The sequence below is a fragment of the Ornithinibacillus xuwenensis genome, from assembly GCF_039614845.1.
GTDB lineage: Bacteria > Bacillota > Bacilli > Bacillales > Amphibacillaceae > Ornithinibacillus > Ornithinibacillus xuwenensis.
Genome location: NZ_JBDIML010000001.1, coordinates 513,738 through 533,358, shown reverse-complemented (window position 1 = coordinate 533,358; position 19,621 = coordinate 513,738). Strand labels below are relative to the sequence as shown.

The following is a 19,621-nucleotide window of genomic DNA, read 5'->3' as shown; positions in this document are numbered from 1 at the left end:
AACGAACTGTACATGCCAAGCTGTTAGATGATGTCCAACAATTGGTGTCACTTCACTATGATAAGAGCACTCTTTACTTATTTTTGATAGAAAAAAGTATCCAGAAGCTTGAAACCGTATTTGTGAGGGCTAAAAATTTGCTCTGTACTACCTACAAATAATACCCCATTAGTATTTAATGAATTTGCAAAATCATGATATATCTTGTCTTTAGCATCATCTGTAAAATATATCAATACATTTCTACAAATAATTAAATCAACATTTTGTGGATACTTATCCTCAAGTAAATTATGTTTTTTAAATTGTATTTTTCGCTTTAGAGTTGGGTCGACTTGAAATTGACTACCAACTTGTTTAAAGTATTTTGCTTTTAATTCCTTTGGCAGCTCTTTAAGGGCTTGTTCTAGGTAGATACCCTTATTTGCTTTCTCTAAAACCCTATCATCAATATCCGTTGCAATAATTTTAGCATTAAGATCTGGATAGAATTCTTTTAATAACAAGGAAATGCTATATGGCTCTTCTCCGGTGGAACATGCAGCACTCCACACTGTTATATCCTTTTTATCCTTCTTAATTAGTGGGATAATTGTATCTTTTAATACATCCCAACGTTTCGGATTTCTGTAAAATTCTGATACATTTATTGTAATTCGATCAACAAACTCATTTAATAGTTCATTATCTACATTTAAGGCATTAAAATAAGACATAAAATCAGGATAACCTTTTTTATCCCTTAGAGATGTAAGTCTACGCTTCATTTGCGCTTCTTTATATTGCTTTAAATCAATACCCAACTTGGAGTATACTTTTTCTGTGAATTTACCATAATCGTCTGACATGTCTACGCCTCTTTACTCTTAACTTGGCATTCGCCAAGTAATGGACGAATGCATGTATACAACTAATTTTCAAAGACTTCCGTACTATCTAATAAAATGCCCCCATTATAAAACGGAGGCATTTTTTTCTTAATAAATCCAATTACTATCTTGTTTTGAATACGCTACTAATTCTTTTTGATCAAAGAATAAATTAATTTCTCTTTCAGCGCTAGCTGGTGAATCTGAGCCATGGATAACGTTTTTACCTACTGTTACACCAAAATCGCCTCTTATAGTTCCTGGTGCAGCTTCTAAAGGATTTGTTTTACCCATCATTTCACGAGCTATCTTAATGACATTTTCACCTTCCCAAACCATTGCAAAAACTGGTCCAGAAGTAATGAAATCAACTAATTCTCCAAAGAAAGGTCTTTCTTTGTGTTCACCATAGTGTTCACTAGCCAATTCTTCAGAAATCTGCATTAGTTTTGCACCTACTAATTTAAACCCTTTTCTTTCAAAGTGGTTTACGATTTCTCCTACTAAATTTCGTTGTACCCCATCTGGTTTGACCATTAAAAATGTTTTCTCCACGTTTACACCTCTTTTATGTATATCTTAAATGTAACCGTTTAAATTCTATCAAACTTTTGGGAAAATAACAATATAAACTATGATCTTCGTTTCCCAATAAATTTAGCTATTTGTTCCAATGTTATTTTTGCCTTTGTATTTGGGAAATTATTAAGAGCTTCATAAGCCTTTTTTAGGTATCGCTCACTCATTTGATAGGATTGTTCGATTGCGTCTGTATGGTTTAATGACGTGATTAACATTTCCATATCCTCTTTCGATACTTCATTAGGATCTTCAAACTTACTTAGTAGAAGTTCTCTAAACGAAGAATCTTGCATCGCTATTAATACTGGTAATGTAACATTTCCTTGGTACAAATCATTCCCCGCAGGTTTACCTAGCTCCGCTGAGGAGGAGGTAAAGTCAAGAATATCATCGATAATCTGATAACTCATACCAATATAATAACCATATTGAAATAATTTATTAACTTCTTTCTCTGATAGGCCTGATGTAATTGCCCCAAGCTTGCAGCTAGTCGCAATTAAAAGAGCGGTTTTCCGCTTAATTCTTCTTAAGTAGGTACGAATATTTTGATTCCAATTATATTTCTCTTTAATTTGTTCAATTTCACCTAAGCTAACTTCTACTAAAGTTTCTGATAAAGCTTTATGAAGAAGCGGATTATGAATTTCTGTAATACATTCTAGTGCTCGAGCTAGAATATAATCGCCAGTATACATTGCTACCCGATTTCCATACTGCTTCTTTATCGTTGGCTTTCCACGCCGAAGCGCAGCATCATCGATTACATCATCATGAACTAAAGTGGCCATATGAATTAATTCTAATGATACAGCAACGTTTTTCACTTGTTCTATATCAACCTTACCAAATTGACTGGATAACAAAACAAAGACAGGACGAATACGCTTCCCCCCTGCCTTTAACAGTTGTGTGGATGCCTCTCTTAATACCGGATGGTCCGCTTGAATAGCTTCCATTAATGATGATTCAATCAGGTCAAGATCCTTTTTTAAATAATTATAAGTCTTAGGTAGTTTCATGTAATTCACCTTTTGTTTTGTAAAACTAAAATTTGTTATTTAATACCCATATGCATAGCAGCAACGCCGCCAGTATAACTCTTAACCTTTACATTTGAAAAACCAGCATCCAAGAACATTTGTTTTAAGGTATTTTTATCTGGAAAGTTACGAGTCGATTCATTAAGCCATGAGTATTCTTTATAGCTTTTCGCAAAGATTCTACCAAATAATGGCATGATATATCGAAAGTAAAAAAAGTATAATTGCTTAAACCCAAACAAGGTTGGTTGTGAAGTCTCAAGACACACTACTTTACCACCAGGCTTTACAACTCGTTGCATTTCTTGTAATACAGTCCTATAATCTGGAACATTTCTTAGTCCAAATCCTATTGTGACAAAATCAAATGTATTATCTTCATATGGTAACTCCATTGCATTTCCATGGGTAAATTCCAGATGCTTATATTTCAAAGCTTTATTTTTTTCAATAGCTACGGAAAGCATATTCTTACTAAAGTCAAGACCAACAACTTTTCCAGTTGGACCTGTGGCTTCTGCTAGTGCAATAGCCCAGTCCCCTGTACCACAGCAGACATCAAGTGCAGTTGCCCCATTAGTAACATTCATTTGCTTCATAACATCTTTTCTCCATGCTTTATGCCTTTGAAATGAGATAATAGAATTCATGGAATCATAATTATCATAAATTTTTTCAAAAACGTTGTGTACACGTTCTTCTTTTGTTTTATCTGGCATTGCTATTCCTTCTCCCAAGAGGTATTTTATAGATAAGCGATTCAAGTAATTGGGCTGTTTCCTGTTTAAACAGTGCAAAACCTTCTGGAAGTTCATCTATAACACCTTTTGTTTTATTTATTTGTATCTCTTGGAGCATCGTAATGTCCTCAGCTATGGTTAGCGTTTCTTGTTCAATCAAGTAACTGGCTAATAATAATTCTTCAATCACAGGAACTTCATTTGTCATTTGGAAAAATTCCGCAACGTACTTTATGAGTATAGAATCGATTTGTTTTATAAGCTTGAAATACACTTCTATCGATTCATCTTCCAAGTAGTAGAGTCGCATTTTTAATTCGTTGATATCTTTGATTGCGGTTGCAAGCACGGTTATAAACTGATGTTCTTCGATTTCTGATAAGAGTAAATAATAAAGTCCACTATAATAATCACCAGCAAGTATAGACAATTGGCTATCTGTTTCAATTGCAATGTTTTCCTCTACGCCATAATCAGGTATCTTCTGATGAATATCCAATGCAATTTGAACCAACATAGTAGAAATAATATATTGTTCTTTAATATTAGGGGCGAGTGAAGTTTTATTTAGAATATTGTTAAGAAAGAAAAGCTTGTATTCATTAATAGCAGGCTTTTGGATATGCTCTAATAGGAAAGTATGATGTATACGATCTTCTATCAATACTTTTAGTTGTTGTAGTTCTTTCTCCATTGTTTGCAAATTAATCACCTTAGCCCCTTTTACCTTATTGTTGCCTATGTTATTATAACATAATTATATTCGTAGGATAATGAAAAATATGAACGGTGTCTTAAAGCGATACGTTATTACCTTTTAGTTATTGCTTACTTCACCATGACTTGTTTGGATAAGGGCTTTACCTCTTACCTTAACAGCTGAAGTGTGCTCAGTGAATTGAGCGATCATAATTTCATCCTTATCTAGCTTCTCCGAGTGATGAAATTTGGTATCGGATCCTCTTGTAAGACCAATTACATGAACACCATCCTCGAGGGCTTTTATGACAAAAAAATCAGTATTTTGATTCACGGAATTCTCTCCTTTTGGTAATACTTCTAATATATTGACATTGTGTCAGGTTATCATATGTAATGTTACGAATGTTCATTCTTTCTTGTCACTTATATAATTAAAAATCAATTAGATTATGCTACATTATTTACTATAACATTTTTTAACGAAAAAAAGGGTGCGAATTAACGCACCCTTTTAACCCTATGTACGTATTATTTTACGCTGTCTTTAAGGGCTTTACCTGGTTTGAAAGCAGGAACTTTGCTTGCAGGAATTTCGATTTCTTCTCCAGTTTGTGGATTACGACCTTTACGTGCAGAACGCTCACGCACTTCGAAGTTACCGAAACCGATTAATTGTACTTTTTCACCTTTTTTAAGTGAATCCATGACAGCTTCGAAAACTGCATCTACAGCTTTTGTAGCATCTTTTTTAGAAAGTTCGCTTTTTTCAGCAACTGCATTTACTAAATCTGTTTTATTCATGACATTCACCTCCTCCCAAAAAATTTCGGGTCACATTGGTACAAATATTTCTCTCTCATCATTTGTTAACCAATTTACCATCTTTTATACTTGATTGCCCCTATAATCAATAGTGACAAGGCTAATATTAAACGAGATTCCCTCAAAATTCAACAAAAAATTACTATTTTTTCATATTTTATTAGATTTCAACCATAATTCCATATAAAATTGACAAAATATGGAAAGTCGAACAAAGTTGTTATACATGTTGTTAGTATAAGTATTCGATACACTTTCCTTATTTCCTTCTCTTATTTTAGAAAAGTTTCACAAAAAAATAGAACAGCAGCTTTGATGCTGCTGTTCTATTTTATAGAATTATGGCGATTAATCCCCCGGAACCTTCATTAATGATCCTTTCAAGTGTTTCTTTTAGCTTGTATCGAGCATTTTCTGGCATTAGTGAAATCTTCGCTTGTATACCTTCGCGAACGATTGAGCTAAGCGATCTACCAAATATGTCCGATTCCCAAATTGATAGTGGGTCTTCTTCAAAATCTTGCATGAGGTAACGCACCAATTCTTCACTTTGTTTCTCTGTTCCAATAATTGGAGCAAATTCGGACTCTACTTCTACTTTTATCATATGAATAGATGGAGCAACCGCTTTTAAACGGACGCCAAATCGAGAACCCTGACGGATTATTTCTGGCTCATCCAGCTCCATATCTTCTAAAGTTGGTGCAGCAATTCCATAACCTGTTTGTTTTACCATTTGTAAAGCGCTTGCGACTTGATCGTATTGCCGCTTCGCATATGAAAAGTCTTGCATTAACTCTAATAAGTGGTCTTTACCTCTTATTTCTACACCTACAATTTCTTTCAATACTTGATCATATAGATAATCTGGAGCGTGAAGATCTATTTCCGCAATCCCTTCTCCCATTTCCATCCCGGCTAGATTGGCTTTGTCAATATAATCATAGTCTGCAAAATCACCCACGATATGGTCCACATCACGAAGCCTTTTAATATTTTTTACAGTTGACTGAATTGCTTCCTGATAGCTTTCTCTTAACCAGTGATTATCTTTAAGTACCATAACCCAGCTAGGCAGATTTACATTAACCTCAAGTACCGGGAATTCATATAAAGCCTCTCTTAGAACATTGTATACATCATGTTCAGTCATAGACTCAACACTCATTGCTAATACCGGAATATCATACTTATCCGATAATTCCTGTCGTAATAACTCCGTTTCTTGACTAGTTGGTTTTACAGAGTTGACTACCATGATGAATGGTTTTCCCACTTCTTTTAATTCCTCTACTACTTTTGTTTCTGCATCTACATAATCACCCCGTGCGATGTCCCCAATCGTACCGTCAGTTGTCACCACTACCCCAATAGTAGAATGCTCCTGAATAACCTTTCTCGTGCCAATTTCTGCTGCATCATGAAATGGTATTGGTTCTTCGTACCATGGTGTGTTAATCATTCTAGGACCATTTTCATCCTCGAATCCTTTAGCACCTTCGACTGCATAGCCAACACAATCTACTAATCTTATGTTGACATCTAGACCTTCATCGACCGATACCTTCACTGCCTGGTTGGGAATGAATTTTGGCTCTGTTGTCATGATAGTTTTTCCCGCAGCGCTTTGTGGCAATTCATCCTGTGCTCGAACTCTTTCGCCGTCGTCTTCAATGTTTGGAAGCACAACTAACTCCATAAATTTTTTTATAAAGGTTGATTTTCCTGTTCGAACAGCTCCAACGATACCAAGATATATATCGCCGTTCGTACGTTTTGAAATATCTTTAAAAATATCTACCTTCTTCAAACGATCCCCTCCCGATCACTACAATATTAAATGAACAAACTACGAATAATTGACATTACAATTCTATGATGTTGTCCTATCAAATTATGACTTAATATATGCAAAAGAATTAAAATAAATGCTAAAGGTTACTCGCAGTTCGGTATTTTTTTGAATCACCCCTAAGTATTGGATAAAAAAAACCCTTGCAACAAATATATGCTACAAGGGAATTTATATGAAAAATTATTTATTTAGTACTATTTTTCAATCATAAAAATTGGTTCATTATCTTTTACCGTATATGGAAGAGAATAAGCAGGTAAGAATGGAGTATTCTCTGCTAAGAGGTATCGAATATCTTCACCTTCCTTATAATCATGCTCATACTCTTTTAATGCAATATTTAAATCGATTCGATAGTCAACATATATTTGACCAGCCGTGTCCATGACAACTGGTAACGTGACATCTGAATATGGACTCTCAATTGTTGGTGGTGAATCCATACCAATTTTCTCGTAATCGACCTTAAAAATACCTGGTTCAATTTGTTCTCCAAATGGAGGGTATAGATTTTTGTCTCGATAGGTATCAATTCGAAAATTCACACTTCTAAGTGCCTCTGTAATACGCAAATCGATTAATTTTACTTGGGCATCAGTTTCTGGATACAATATGGCATACTGATAAATTCCACCATTCTCATAAGCGTTACCTGGAATTTCAGTCAGACTATTACTTTCCTTTAACGTCGTAAAATCAATCAGATATTTCTCAAATATTGGTGTGTCATTAGACTTCGTTCGAATTGGTAATAATCCTCCCGAACCTTCTTGGTAATCATCAACTGCAGCTTGTACCATATCAAGTTGTGCTTGATTAGGAATCTGATTTTTATCTAATTCACTATTAGGGTACATACAACCACTTAAGAACACAATCATTAGAATAAGAATACTAGTTTTATATGTATACTTCATGACATAACCTCCAAAGCTAAATCGATGGCCCACTAAATACAATATATAGGATGATAATACCGCCTAGAAGCAAGCTAATATATGCAAAGAATGAAGTAATAATTGCGAATATCCCTTTGAGCTTGTGTCTGCTTAGCACGATGAGTCCAATTGCTAAAATTAATAAAAACATTCCGGCGAATGATATCCACATCTTAAGCATTGATTCTGACATAGTTTCACCTCTTCACATCACGATTGCTATATTCTTGCACATCGTATTATATCATACTGTAAGCATACTAGCATGGATTAACCTAATACTTTGCTAACGTAACAGATGACAATTCATTTCTACCTACAAAAATCCGGGATGAAGAGGGGCCTTCTCCATCCCGGTTTGACTAAATAATTCCCACAGCAACTCTATCTATGAATGCTTGTGCGTTTCATTTTATGCGAGTAGACGCGAGGTTGTATCCTCACCTGCCCAGTTGCAGTTATTTTTTAAATAACTGACTCAGCGAGTTAAAATCTGTTGGAACTTTATTGTTTGTTATAGACTTTACGATTTTGTCTTCTTTTTCTTTTGAGATGGGTTTATTAGCCATTTTTGCTAATTGCCGAACGAGTTTTCGAACGGTTCTTTCATCCGAAAAGTCGGCATTTTTAACCGAATCAGCAACCTTATAAATTTCGCTTGGATTAATACCTGCGTTTTGCTGAATTTTGTCAAAGGGACTATTGCTTTTATTGCTCACACGCTCGCCTCCTTGCTGCTATGATACTTCAACATAGTATATGCAAGGAGGAAAATAGTGTGTTAGCGTGCGTAACGGTTCTTTATTAAAGAAGCAAGATCATCCATCTCTTCACGCTTGTCTCGATTCATCAATTGCTCTACAACCTCTTTTGGCTTTTTGTTATGGTGGATAATTTGATAAATACCTGCCGTAATTGGCATATCAATATTTTCCTCTTTCGCAAACTGGTAAGCTGCCTCAGCTGTGCGAACTCCTTCTACGACCATACCCATTTTTTCTAGAACATCTTCTAACGGATTACCTTTTCCAAGCAGATTACCTGCTCGCCAGTTTCTACTGTGAACACTAGTACATGTAACGATGAGATCTCCTACCCCTGGTAGGCCAAGAAAGCTTAAAGGATTTGCTCCTAAATAGGTACCTAATCGTGTAATCTCTGCAAGCCCTCTTGTAATGAGTGCTGCTTTAGCATTATCGCCATAGCCTAAACCATCTGATATTCCAGCTCCTAGGGCTATAATATTCTTTAATGCGCCACCAAGCTCGATTCCGATAACATCATTGCTCGTGTAAACGCGAAAGACCTCATTTATAAATAAATCTTGAGAAACTTTGGCATTCTGATCATTGATAGCCGCTACCGTTACCGTTGTAGGCTGTCGTTGTGCAACTTCTTCTGCATGACTAGGTCCAGACAAGACAACAATATCCTCATAGCTATAGTGATCCATTTCCTCTGCAATCATCTGAGAAACTCGTTTTAAAGAACCTGGTTCAATACCTTTTGTAGCATGAATTAACACTGCATCATGCTTTAGTATCGTATTCAATTCATGACATACGTCACGAATTGCTTTTGTTGGTATTACTAAGAGAATGACATCCGCATCTTTTATCGCTTGATCCATTTCATGATAGGCTTTGATTTTTTCGGGAATCATAATTTCTAAATATCGTTCATTTTTATGTGTCGAATTAATGCTATCAGCTTGCTCTTTGCGATGTGTCCATAAACGCACATCGTGACCATTGTCTGCTAAAACAATACTAAGGGCAGTTCCCCAGCTTCCTGCTCCTAAAACAGCAACTTTCTTCACTATATACTCCTCCTCTAACTTCGCTTCCTTGCAAAGATTTTAATCGGTGTTCCGACAAATCCAAACGCATCACGGATTTTATTCTCAAGAAAACGTTGGTAAGAAAAATGCATTAACTCTGGTTCATTCACAAATACAACAAAGCTGGGTGGTTTTACCGCAACTTGTGTAGCATAAAGAACCTTTAGACGTTTCCCTTTTACGGTAGGAGTTGGATTCATCGCAATTGCATCCATAATAACGTCATTTAGTACGTTCGTAGAGATTCTCTTTGTATGATTCTCACTAGCAACTTGTACCATAGGCAATAAGGTATGTAATCGTTTTTTTGTTTTTGCTGATAAAAACACAACTGGTGCATAGTCTAAGAATTGAAAATGAGCTCGAATTTTATCTTCGTATTCCTTCATCGCTTTTTCATCGGTTTCAACTGTGTCCCATTTGTTAACAACAATAACAATGCCTCGCCCCGCATCATGCGCATAACCAGCAATTTTTTTGTCTTGCTCACGAATACCTGTTTCAGCATCAATTAATACGAGAACAACGTCAGACCGTTCAATAGCCTTTAATGCCCGTAATACACTATACTTTTCGGTTGTTTCATATACTTTACCACGTTTTCTCATTCCAGCAGTATCGATAATCACATACTCTTGTCCATCTCTTGTAAGGTGTGTATCGATCGCATCTCTTGTTGTCCCTTCAATATCGCTAACAATAACTCGATCTTCATTTAATAAAGCATTAACTAAAGATGATTTTCCAACATTCGGTCTTCCGATTAAACTAAAATAAATGGTCTCTTCATCCATCTCTTGCTGAACAACCTGTGGAAAATGCTTAACCACTTCATCTAATAAGTCACCAAGTCCAAGTCCATGTGCACCAGAGATTGGAAATGGCTCGCCAAATCCTAAAGAGTAATACTCGTATATTTCATCTCGCATTTCAGGATTATCTACTTTATTAACGGCTAGCACAATTGGCTTATTTGATTTAAACAACAATTTAGCAACTTCTTCATCGGCAGCTGTTATTCCTTCTTTTGCATTCACGATGAAAATAATAACATCCGCTTCATCAATCGCAACCTCAGCCTGCTGACGCATTTGCACTAACAATGGCTCATCGCCAATTTCAATACCGCCAGTATCGATTAGATTGAAGCTGTTATTTAACCACTCAGCCTGTGAATAGATTCTATCTCTCGTTACGCCTGGTATATCCTCTACAATAGAGATTCTTTCACCAACTAATCTATTAAATATGGTCGATTTTCCTACATTCGGTCTTCCTACAATTGCAACTACAGATTTCCTCATAGAAAGGAACATCCTCTCTCTTTTTGCTTTTTATTCTATGTATGAAATAAAATCCTATCTATTGAATATTGGATTTCATAGCTTTATTTATTCTAGCAAAAGAATTTCATCTTAACAATGTTTAATGTTTTACAATGATGAAAACCTCATCACTTAAAGCATGTGCAATCCCATCAATAATCGCTTCTAGATTTGCTGCCGTTTTCTGAAGTTCTTCAAAATGCTTACATATAAATATAGGTGCACCACCAGATACCTTATCCTTATTTGTCGTAATAATCGCAAGGACTGATTTTTCGATTACCATATCTTTTATACCTCCTTGTTATGTACATTAGATCTTGAAGGCATTCGAATAGCTGTCTCCAGTACCGGAACAGCACCTATTATCTTTATCGCTTTATCCACATCTCTTACTTGCGGTAAAATAAATACACCAATTCTACCATCATCCAAATCACGTTTAATTAATGGTACTAGTGCCGGTGTTCCGGAATCACGAAACACCCCCAAGGACACGGATACATCATGTAATATAGCTTGTCGTTGTCCCAAATGAGCTATCGTATTTACGACATTCATATTTTTAGGTGTTAGTACAAAGCCCATTCCGTATTTTAAGATTTCTTCTTGTCGTTCTGGTAAACCGATATTCATAATATAAATATTATCCACATATAAACCAGCTCCATCAAAATGTGGTGCCGAATATTCAATATCTACAAGGTCTTTCATGGTTGAACCGCTCTGTAATATCTTGCTGATTATGAAGCAAATAATGGCACCAACAATAGCCATATATACATTCCAGACCAAATAAAATAACGTACCAATAAACGACGTTAGAATTACTAGATAATTTCTACTTTCAAAGGATATAGCAATTCCTTCTATGTATGCTTTCCCCCGTGAAACAAGTTCATAACCATCAATTTCAGATAGAGTATTCCGCTCCATATTACGAACCTCACGAAATTGTGTTGCAGCTACTGTTAAAAAAGTAACGGCAGTAAATTCCATTTCCATAATGGCAGGAACTGCAACTGCACCAAGTGAACCAGCAATAAAACCTAACGCTACATGAATAATTTTACCGTGTAAATAAGTAGGATACTGTCGATAATCTGTTCGTAACATTAGTATTCGAGCGATGGTTCCAATTGTTACGCCAAATACAATTGGCATTGTATATTCATTCATCATGACACCTCAATTGCTGTTTAATTGCTTCATTTAGAAATTGACAACGAGCACCACTATTAGATGGACCTATCTTAGCTAGTCCAAATAATTCATGCTTTTCGGATTACTAATATGAATTTTTCTCTACCTTTTTGAATTACTTCCAAACAAACTAAGATAAATAGGACGATTAATAACGTATCTAAAAATTCTCGCTCACCTATTGTCTGTCGAATCGAAAATCTAGATACCATTACACTGTACAAAAATTCCCCACCGCATAATCCCAGCGTAACAAGTGTCATCCTTTTCTGAAGGCCTTTAGCAATGAACGTTATCAATAGGACGCATATGATTGGAATAATCAATAGCCTAGGCATGAAAATCCAAACTGGAGCATGTGCCTCCCATATTAATAAGCTCGTAAATCCAATCATTATGGTAAAAGCAGAAAAGATGCTAAATCCGATTCGACTTAATAATGAAATAGAAATAAAGCTCCCGACAATTATGAGTAAAAATGACATGGATATTTCAATGTAATTGAATGAGAGATACAGGTTTGACACTGTAATAATGACTAATAACCAGACTGCTAAAACAGTTCTTTTTTTACTTTTTGGCATAAGGAAGGTAATAACTATCCAAAACAACCAACAGAACCAATAAAAATATACGCCTTCCACTTTACAATCACCTACCATATTTATTATTGCTTTCAAATGTATATTTTAAACCCAGTCCATATCGTTTACTCCTATGACCAACAAAAAAACTCCTTTCATCTCTGAAAGGAGTCTTCTCTATAGTATTTCTTATTTTTTAAATTTATTTAATTTGTCACCAATTAGATCACCAAATTGGAAGCTAGATTGCTCTTCATCTTTAGCGTATTGCTCAAATTCTTTTGCTTCTTGTTCTTCTTCAACTTCTCGAATGCTTAATGACATTCTTTCTTCTGACTCATTGATATCTAAAATTTTTACTGTAACCTTTTGGCCTACTTCTAAGACCTCTTGAGGAGTACCAATATGTCTGTTTGCTATTTGTGAAATATGAACAAGTCCTTCGATGTTAGGAAGCACTTCAATAAATGCTCCAAAATTAACAAGTCGCTTAACCGTACCTTCCACTATCTGACCTGGTTTAACTTTTTCGTTAATATTTGACCAAGGTCCAGGAAGTACTTTTTTACGAGATAAAGAAATTCGCTCGTTATCACGATCAACGGATAATACTTCTACCTTAATTTTATCTCCTTCAGAAACTATTTGAGATGCATTACGTACATGTTCATGAGCTAATTGGGAGATATGTACTAAACCATCAATACCACCAAGATCAACAAACACACCAAAATCTGTAATTCGTTGAACAGTACCTTCTAATACTTTTCCAGCTTCTATTTGTTGTAAAGCCTGTGATTTTTTAGAAGCTTCTTCTTCTTCAGCAACTGCACGATGAGAAAGAATAACTCGATTTTGCTCCTTATCAAGCTCTACAATTTTCACGGATAATGTGCAATCTTGATATTCAGAGAAGTCATCAACATAGTGTGATTCAACTAAAGAGGCAGGAATAAAGCCCCGAACACCGATGTCAGCAACTAAACCACCTTTTACAACTTCTTTCACTTGTACATCAAAAACTTCTCCACTATTATACTTCTCTTCCAGATCTCCCCATGCTAAATCACGATCAACCGCTTTTTTGGAAAGAATAACCTCATCATCTTCAATCTTTTTAATCGTAAGTGTTAGGCTGTCACCTTCTGACACAACCTCATTTGGTGTTTCAATGTGGAGATTGGAAAGCTCACTTATTGGAATAATCCCCTCAGTCTTAAATCCAAAATCGACAAGAACATGTTTGTCCTCTATTTTAACAACTGTTCCTGTTACCGTATCCCCAACAATTAAATTTAGGTTTTCTTGATTCGCTTCACTCATTCCATTTCCTCCTTAACCAAAAACAACAAACGTATAAATTCTGAAAAAAAGTTCTTTTTTATAACTTCTAATATTTACATATATTTGTCAAGTAAAGTAAACAAAATTTCACAAATAATATACCGTAAATCTGCTATAGTTTTCCATTCCTCGATACTTTTATTTAACGTTTTTATTCACTTCTGCTAGAATTCGTTCTGCTACATCTTCAATTGAAAGAGAGGTTGTATCAATTTCAATTGCATCCTCTGCCTTCACTAAAGGAGAAGCCTCTCGTTTCGAATCAATTAAGTCTCTTTTCTCAATTTCTTTCTTTAATTCTTCTAAATTAGATTCAAATCCCTTTTTTAGATTCTCGGTGTGTCTTCTCATCGCACGTTCCTCCACAGAGGCTACTAGAAAGATTTTAACCTCCGCATCAGGAATAACCTTTGTTCCAATATCACGACCATCCATCACGACGCCTCTTTTTTCGGCAAGTTCCTGCTGCCGTGCTACCATATCCTCACGAACTAATGGATGTTTTGCAACATAGGATACATTATTCGTAACATCATTTGTTCTAATTGCTTCCGTTACATCTTGGCGATCTAATAAGACACGTTGTCCTTCATCATGTTGGATCAACTCAATATCAGTAGACTTCAAAAGTGTTACTAATGCTGCTTCGTCATTAACATCAACAGCTTGTTCTAATGCTTTAAATGTGATAGCCCTGTACATCGCTCCAGTATCAATATAGATATACGATAATCTATGAGCAACAATCTTTGCTACAGTGCTCTTTCCAGCTGCAGCAGGACCATCAATAGCGATTGCGAATAGTTTTTGCATAAATACTCTTCCTCTCATTTGTCTATCAAAAGTTGCTTCTATATCATAACACCTTCAACTATTCTAATGAAGTTCTTTTTGCCTTGCTTCTCGTTGCTTTTCAAAACAGTAGCGTATGATTCCTTGTTGTTCTAGCTTACTAAGCGATAATAGCTTTATGGAAGCTGTTGTTGCAGCGTTTTTACTCTCAATGATACGAACAACTTCTCCTGCTATATGAAGATATTGATAATCGCCAGATTGCATTGGAAGAACTAGATATAGCCTGATTTTTGTATTTTCAGCTAGTTGTACGCCTCTTGGTACGACTATAGACAATCCTCCGCCACTAAGGTCAACGGAAACAGTTGTAAAAGGTGTAAACTTATTTTCTTCGCTATGTATTGCAATATCAATCGCAGTATCAACTCGAACATATTGTCGTCGTTGAATACGTTCTATCTTTTCCTCATCCGGTATTTCAAGAGCAAGTGTAGGTATTTTTCCCCGTCGTCTTTCTTTTATCACTGTTTTAAATCGATAAACCGATTGATTGTTCCCAAAAAATTCCGCATCTAGCTTTGTTCCAACCTGAAAAATAGTAGTACGCTTTGTTTTCATATTTACTGGATAATCAATATACAAATTCTCTTTATTCATATCAATTATTTTACACCGATATTTCTGCACGCTATTTGTTTCAGTATGAAATACCTCTAATGTTAAAAATTCGCCAATTTTCATGACAATCCCCCATATACAATCTCCATCAAATTATTTTCTCTATACTCATTATCACAAAAAAAGTAAAAAAGGGAAAGGACTAAAACCTTTCCCTACGAAACTCCAGCATAATTTATTTCTTTACCGTTCAGTTTTTCAACCTTTTCCTCGGTTCCATCCATGGCATTGATAAAAATTCGATACGTGTCGTCTCCTAACAATCCTAAAAATTCGTAGGTCAATACTTCATCACCGAGATCATTATCGATAACTGCTAAGAATTCTTCTTGGATTTGAACATTTGGGTTCACATAATCTCTAGCGTCATCTAGTGTTAATTCAGGCTCCGGAATTTCTCTTTCATGATGATTCATAAAGTAATTATTGGAAGTCAGTCCTAAGATATCACCATTATCTAGGGCTATCTTTACCTCTATTGCATCCGAAAACACTCTCACATCATCTTGTTGATAAATGAACGAGTACATGCCAACATTATTAAATTCACTACTATTCAATAATGTCATATTATCAAACCCATGCTCTTTTATATACTTTTCTGCCACAGTAAACCCTTCATTAAGACTGATTTTCTTTTCACCAATAGGTCGATCAACTAACAGATTAATCGGATGACCACCCTGTTGTGTTATATCCAAGTACGCGTTCTTATTCCCGTTATTATACGATACACTATACAGCGGTATATCTGCGCCTTCACCTGTGGATGTAATTCTTAAGTCATTTACATCTTTTACATTGAATAAATCTTTACTATAATCCAATGCCTTTTCTTCACTTAATTTATCTCCAGTAACATTTTCATACTGGTGGGTTTTTGAGGAAGTTCCAATTATGGATGAATCTACATTTGCTTGGGAAAAGCCTTCTACTGTTTTCTCTACCGTTTTGAATCCATCAATAATGGTATTGTCTGCTTGCTCATCTTCTGTCGCTAACGCCAATTGCACATCCATCCATCTAAGATTGTTTTCCATTGCTGTATGCTGCACTTGTCTTAGTTCGTCTTTGATATCGCCAGCTTGTGCATAAAGATTCTTAAGGGTCTCGATTTCTTCATCAGAAAGTGGGTCCTTCTCAAGATCTCTAATAGCAGTTCGATACGTAAAATCACCTATGTCTGATAAAAATTCCTCCGTTTTATTAAATGGTAATAATGTAAGCGGAAGCTGACCAACATTTGATAATGAATCAGAAGTTAGTCGCCATATTTCAGCCAGCTGTGGTGATAATCGTTCCCTAGAATTCATTGCAATTGCGGTACCTATTTTATCGTGCATCAAATCAATATTATACGTTAATTCATGAAAGGATCGTTGATACGTATTTTCCGCTTGAATTAAAATGGCATTTTTCTCCTGGTGCTCCATATACCCCCAAGCGGCTGTTCCAGCAACACCAAGAGATAGAATTCCTATTGCTATCCATCGTAACATGTTCCATCACCTCTCTATTTACAAAAGATATGTTTTCCAATTCGTTTAATTTGTGGTCTACCCCAAATCCAACTTGATGTTGCTGTATCTGGATTAAAGTAATAAATTGCTTCTCCAGTTGGGTCCCAACCGTTAATAGCATCCAAGACTGCTTCTTTCGACTTTTGATTCGGTGTTAACCATATTTGACCATCTGCAACCGCTGTAAAGGCTCGCGGCTCAAAGATTACCCCTGCAACTGTATTTGGAAAGGTTGCACTTGCTACACGATTTAAAATAACCGCTGCAACAGCTACTTGTCCTTCATATGGTTCGCCTCTTGACTCACCATACACTGCGTTTGCCATCAAATTAATATCATTTTGCGAGAATCCTTGTGGTACATTTACTGCAGCAGTATCTCTTGCCGGAGTATTATTTTGTTGGCTTGTATTTCCTGTATTCTGTGTATTCGTATCTGGCTGTTTTTGAGGCTGCTGTGGTTTCGGATTTGTAGCTTGTCCTCCCCCGGCCTGGTTCTGTTTATTGGACTGTGTTTGTTTATTGATATCTGTACCACCATAGTACGTAAAATCATTACCTTTTCGGATTTGCTCCTTAACCCAAGCAGCATTATATTTACTTGCTTTTACAAGCTTTTCTTTGGTTGTAGCACCTGCTAATCCATCAATATCTAACCCGAAATCCTCTTGAAAATTGCGGAGTGCCCAGTATGTACCCCAACCGAAAACTCCATCAATCTTTCCATTATAGAACCCTGTATACTGTAATCTAGCTTGCAATTCAATGACATCATCACCCGTGGCACCACGTTGAATTACTTGATTTGTAAATGCATCTACTTCTTTAGGATTATATGTTTCTTGAAGTCCTATAGCAAATAGACATATAATAATTAAAAAGAAGAATTTTTTTAGACTCATGTTGATTCCTCTCGCTTTCTTCATTATCTAGTAGTATCTATTTTTCGATGAAATGATTTATTTATGCATGAATTCAAGATAAAATAAAAAGACCACTCTTAGAAGTGGTCTCCATACTAGGTCTATTAAATGCTTGCTTTTTTTGCATGATGCATACTAAAGAACCAAAGAACAATCATAAATGGTATAGCATAGAACGCCCAATTTTCGTCTACTACCATTAATATAGAATTATAGGTACCATGTAATGCAATTGGTATAAATAATGCAAGAACGATATGCCATATAACATTGCTTTCTTTCATTTTTGCTTTTCCAAAATGGTACCCCATAATCACACCGAATAATGCGTGGGAAGAAACCGGGAATAATGCCCTAGTAAATGCGTACTCAATTCCATTAACAAATAAGTACAATATATTTTCAACCGTAGCAAATCCTAGACTGATGGAAACTGCATAAACAATACCATCATAATGGGCATCGAATTCTGTATGTTGATAAATTACATAAAGAAAAATAAACCATTTAAAAAATTCTTCTAAAAAAGCAACGATGAAAAAGGATTCAACAAATATACTATTGACTTGAATTCCTTCAAAAGCGTATTGAATAAACATAATCGGAAAGACGATTAAACAACCATAAATAAACGTTCGAATAATTAGTGAGATAGGCTCAGTAATCTTGTCTTTTAAATAAAAAAAAGACATTAATGCTAATGCGGGAGCAACTCCAGCTGAAATGATACCTAACATAATGTAACCCTTTCATATTGAACTAAGTTTATCGTAACACTTAACCAAACGGTTGAAAATACACAATTTTAAAAGTTATTTATAAAAGCAGGTGACCCAATGAAAAAAATATTAATTATTCATACTGGTGGTACAATCTCAATGCTTGAAAATAAAGAAACCGGAGAAGTGAATACCACGAATACACATCCATTATCCAATATTCCTTATCATTTTGGAGAAACCATCGTCATTGAGGAGCATATTGAATTTTCGTTACCATCTCCTCATATAACACCGAATCATATGCTTCAATTAGCCGATACCATTAAAAATTCCTTGTCAGAATATGATGGAATCGTCGTTACACATGGTACTGATACATTAGAGGAAACAGCCTACTTTTTAGAGTTAGTTCTAAATACGAATAAGCCTGTGATCCTGACTGGTGCCATGAGGTCAAGTAATGAAATAGGATCTGATGCTCTATATAATCTCATTAGCTCAATTCGAGTAGTATTATCCAATAATGCATACTCCAAAGGCGTACTTGTCGTGATGAATGATGAAATTCATAGTGCAATAAATGTAACCAAAACATCAACTAGCAACGTGGCTACATTTCAAAGTCCTCAATATGGACCAATTGGAATCGTTACGAAGGAGTCGATAATCTTTCACCATCAGCTAGTAACTAGAATTACTTATCCTGTTAAGCATATTTCCAAAAATGTATTTCTCCTTAAGGCATACGCAGGCATGGACAGTCGAATCATGGAAGCTATCCATAGCGGGAAACCAGATGGATTAGTAATTGAAGGTCTTGGACAAGGAAATTTACCGAAGGAAACCATTGAACCAATCAAGAACATTCTAGCAGATAATATTCCAATTGTGTTAGTTTCGAGAAGCTTTCGAGGTACGGTTCAACCAACGTATGCATATGAAGGTGGAGGGAAACGATTAAAGGAAATGGGGATTATCTTTACTACTGGACTTACAGGTCCAAAGGCACGTCTAAAATTATTAATTGCACTAGAGAACACTTCAGACATGGAGGATTTGCGGAACATTTTTGAAAAGGATTTATAAGGATAGAATTTAGGTAAGGGGGAATAATCCCCCTTTCAATTTAAAAGCAA

The 19,621-nt window shown here is 35.5% G+C and carries 23 protein-coding genes; 1 reads left to right on the top strand and 22 read right to left on the bottom strand.

Annotation, left to right across the window (positions count from 1 at the left end; genetic code table 11):
- Window positions 1–77: 77 nt before the first annotated feature.
- The 22 genes from ABC228_RS03195 to prsW form a co-directional block, all read right to left on the bottom strand.
- Entirely contained in the window at window positions 78–848 is a 771-nt protein-coding gene (locus tag ABC228_RS03195; RefSeq protein WP_345823634.1) for a CheR family methyltransferase, read from the bottom strand.
- A gap of 129 nt (window positions 849–977) precedes the next feature.
- Window positions 978–1,424 (bottom strand): nucleoside-diphosphate kinase, encoded by a 447-nt coding sequence (gene ndk / locus ABC228_RS03190; RefSeq protein ID WP_345823633.1) that lies wholly within the window; start codon window positions 1,422–1,424, stop codon window positions 978–980.
- Between the two features lie 77 nt (window positions 1,425–1,501).
- Window positions 1,502–2,473 (bottom strand): heptaprenyl diphosphate synthase component II, encoded by a 972-nt coding sequence (hepT, locus tag ABC228_RS03185; protein ID WP_345823632.1) that lies wholly within the window; start codon window positions 2,471–2,473, stop codon window positions 1,502–1,504.
- 35 nt (window positions 2,474–2,508) lie between these two features.
- Window positions 2,509–3,213, bottom strand: coding sequence for a demethylmenaquinone methyltransferase (menG, locus tag ABC228_RS03180; protein WP_345823631.1), 705 nt, complete (start codon window positions 3,211–3,213; stop codon window positions 2,509–2,511).
- Complete coding sequence (locus tag ABC228_RS03175) at window positions 3,203–3,946, bottom strand: heptaprenyl diphosphate synthase component 1 (protein WP_345823630.1); 744 nt, start codon at window positions 3,944–3,946, stop codon at window positions 3,203–3,205. The genes menG and ABC228_RS03175 overlap by 11 nt, the downstream gene beginning before the upstream one ends.
- A gap of 105 nt (window positions 3,947–4,051) precedes the next feature.
- Complete coding sequence (gene mtrB / locus ABC228_RS03170; protein ID WP_345823629.1) at window positions 4,052–4,267, bottom strand: trp RNA-binding attenuation protein MtrB; 216 nt, start codon at window positions 4,265–4,267, stop codon at window positions 4,052–4,054.
- Window positions 4,268–4,464: 197 nt separating this feature from the next.
- A complete protein-coding gene (locus ABC228_RS03165; protein ID WP_010095921.1) occupies window positions 4,465–4,737 on the bottom strand; it encodes an HU family DNA-binding protein in 273 nt (90 codons plus the stop codon).
- A gap of 352 nt (window positions 4,738–5,089) precedes the next feature.
- Entirely contained in the window at window positions 5,090–6,568 is a 1,479-nt protein-coding gene (gene spoIVA, locus ABC228_RS03160; protein WP_345823628.1) for a stage IV sporulation protein A, read from the bottom strand.
- 239 nt (window positions 6,569–6,807) lie between these two features.
- Window positions 6,808–7,530: a hypothetical protein gene (locus tag ABC228_RS03155; protein WP_345823627.1), complete on the bottom strand. Its 723-nt coding sequence runs from the start codon at window positions 7,528–7,530 to the stop codon at window positions 6,808–6,810.
- A gap of 16 nt (window positions 7,531–7,546) precedes the next feature.
- Window positions 7,547–7,744: a DUF2768 domain-containing protein gene (locus tag ABC228_RS03150; RefSeq protein ID WP_345823626.1), complete on the bottom strand. Its 198-nt coding sequence runs from the start codon at window positions 7,742–7,744 to the stop codon at window positions 7,547–7,549.
- A gap of 265 nt (window positions 7,745–8,009) precedes the next feature.
- Window positions 8,010–8,270: a stage VI sporulation protein F gene (locus ABC228_RS03145; RefSeq protein ID WP_345823625.1), complete on the bottom strand. Its 261-nt coding sequence runs from the start codon at window positions 8,268–8,270 to the stop codon at window positions 8,010–8,012.
- Window positions 8,271–8,332: 62 nt separating this feature from the next.
- Window positions 8,333–9,370, bottom strand: coding sequence for an NAD(P)H-dependent glycerol-3-phosphate dehydrogenase (locus tag ABC228_RS03140; protein WP_345823624.1), 1,038 nt, complete (start codon window positions 9,368–9,370; stop codon window positions 8,333–8,335).
- Between the two features lie 14 nt (window positions 9,371–9,384).
- A complete protein-coding gene (gene der / locus ABC228_RS03135) occupies window positions 9,385–10,695 on the bottom strand; it encodes a ribosome biogenesis GTPase Der (RefSeq protein WP_345823623.1) in 1,311 nt (436 codons plus the stop codon).
- Window positions 10,696–10,816: 121 nt separating this feature from the next.
- A complete protein-coding gene (locus tag ABC228_RS03130; RefSeq protein WP_345823622.1) occupies window positions 10,817–11,002 on the bottom strand; it encodes a capping complex subunit for YIEGIA in 186 nt (61 codons plus the stop codon).
- A 5-nt stretch (window positions 11,003–11,007) separates the two neighbouring features.
- Window positions 11,008–11,895, bottom strand: a complete 888-nt coding sequence (locus ABC228_RS03125; RefSeq protein ID WP_345824156.1) for a YIEGIA family protein — start codon at window positions 11,893–11,895, stop codon at window positions 11,008–11,010.
- Window positions 11,896–11,987: 92 nt separating this feature from the next.
- Window positions 11,988–12,563, bottom strand: coding sequence for a YphA family membrane protein (locus ABC228_RS03120; protein WP_345823621.1), 576 nt, complete (start codon window positions 12,561–12,563; stop codon window positions 11,988–11,990).
- Window positions 12,564–12,692: 129 nt separating this feature from the next.
- Window positions 12,693–13,826, bottom strand: a complete 1,134-nt coding sequence (rpsA, locus tag ABC228_RS03115; RefSeq protein WP_345823620.1) for a 30S ribosomal protein S1 — start codon at window positions 13,824–13,826, stop codon at window positions 12,693–12,695.
- A 159-nt stretch (window positions 13,827–13,985) separates the two neighbouring features.
- Window positions 13,986–14,660 carry a (d)CMP kinase gene (gene cmk / locus ABC228_RS03110; protein ID WP_345823619.1) on the bottom strand — a complete coding sequence of 225 codons (675 nt, stop codon included), beginning with the start codon at window positions 14,658–14,660 and terminating at the stop codon, window positions 13,986–13,988.
- A 63-nt stretch (window positions 14,661–14,723) separates the two neighbouring features.
- On the bottom strand, window positions 14,724–15,383 hold the full coding sequence (locus ABC228_RS03105; protein WP_345823618.1) for a flagellar brake protein: 660 nt from the start codon (window positions 15,381–15,383) through the stop codon (window positions 14,724–14,726).
- A 92-nt stretch (window positions 15,384–15,475) separates the two neighbouring features.
- The gene (gene ypeB, locus ABC228_RS03100; protein ID WP_345823617.1) at window positions 15,476–16,819 is read right to left on the bottom strand and encodes a germination protein YpeB; all 1,344 of its coding nucleotides are present in this window, start codon (window positions 16,817–16,819) and stop codon (window positions 15,476–15,478) included.
- Window positions 16,820–16,833: 14 nt separating this feature from the next.
- Window positions 16,834–17,742: a spore cortex-lytic enzyme gene (gene sleB, locus ABC228_RS03095; RefSeq protein ID WP_345823616.1), complete on the bottom strand. Its 909-nt coding sequence runs from the start codon at window positions 17,740–17,742 to the stop codon at window positions 16,834–16,836.
- A 125-nt stretch (window positions 17,743–17,867) separates the two neighbouring features.
- Window positions 17,868–18,500: a glutamic-type intramembrane protease PrsW gene (gene prsW / locus ABC228_RS03090; RefSeq protein ID WP_345823615.1), complete on the bottom strand. Its 633-nt coding sequence runs from the start codon at window positions 18,498–18,500 to the stop codon at window positions 17,868–17,870.
- Between the two features lie 99 nt (window positions 18,501–18,599).
- Between prsW and ABC228_RS03085 the strand changes: the two genes are divergently transcribed.
- Window positions 18,600–19,571, top strand: coding sequence for an asparaginase (locus ABC228_RS03085; protein WP_345823614.1), 972 nt, complete (start codon window positions 18,600–18,602; stop codon window positions 19,569–19,571).
- Window positions 19,572–19,621: the final 50 nt, after the last annotated feature.

Bases quoted from the DNA above. Each gene is read 5' to 3' on its own strand.
- ABC228_RS03195 (WP_345823634.1), bottom strand. From the start codon at position 848: ATGTCAGACGATTATGGTAAATTCACAGAAAAAGTATACTCCAAGTTG.
- hepT (WP_345823632.1), bottom strand. From the start codon at position 2,473: ATGAAACTACCTAAGACTTATAATTATTTAAAAAAGGATCTTGACCTG.
- menG (WP_345823631.1), bottom strand. From the start codon at position 3,213: ATGCCAGATAAAACAAAAGAAGAACGTGTACACAACGTTTTTGAAAAA.
- ABC228_RS03165 (WP_010095921.1), bottom strand. From the start codon at position 4,737: ATGAATAAAACAGATTTAGTAAATGCAGTTGCTGAAAAAAGCGAACTT.
- ABC228_RS03155 (WP_345823627.1), bottom strand. From the start codon at position 7,530: ATGAAGTATACATATAAAACTAGTATTCTTATTCTAATGATTGTGTTC.
- ABC228_RS03150 (WP_345823626.1), bottom strand. From the start codon at position 7,744: ATGTCAGAATCAATGCTTAAGATGTGGATATCATTCGCCGGAATGTTT.
- der (WP_345823623.1), bottom strand. From the start codon at position 10,695: ATGAGGAAATCTGTAGTTGCAATTGTAGGAAGACCGAATGTAGGAAAA.
- ABC228_RS03130 (WP_345823622.1), bottom strand. From the start codon at position 11,002: ATGGTAATCGAAAAATCAGTCCTTGCGATTATTACGACAAATAAGGAT.
- ABC228_RS03125 (WP_345824156.1), bottom strand. From the start codon at position 11,895: ATGAATGAATATACAATGCCAATTGTATTTGGCGTAACAATTGGAACC.
- rpsA (WP_345823620.1), bottom strand. From the start codon at position 13,826: ATGAGTGAAGCGAATCAAGAAAACCTAAATTTAATTGTTGGGGATACG.
- cmk (WP_345823619.1), bottom strand. From the start codon at position 14,660: ATGCAAAAACTATTCGCAATCGCTATTGATGGTCCTGCTGCAGCTGGA.
- ABC228_RS03105 (WP_345823618.1), bottom strand. From the start codon at position 15,383: ATGAAAATTGGCGAATTTTTAACATTAGAGGTATTTCATACTGAAACA.
- ypeB (WP_345823617.1), bottom strand. From the start codon at position 16,819: ATGTTACGATGGATAGCAATAGGAATTCTATCTCTTGGTGTTGCTGGA.
- sleB (WP_345823616.1), bottom strand. From the start codon at position 17,742: ATGAGTCTAAAAAAATTCTTCTTTTTAATTATTATATGTCTATTTGCT.
- prsW (WP_345823615.1), bottom strand. From the start codon at position 18,500: ATGTTAGGTATCATTTCAGCTGGAGTTGCTCCCGCATTAGCATTAATG.
- ABC228_RS03085 (WP_345823614.1), top strand. From the start codon at position 18,600: ATGAAAAAAATATTAATTATTCATACTGGTGGTACAATCTCAATGCTT.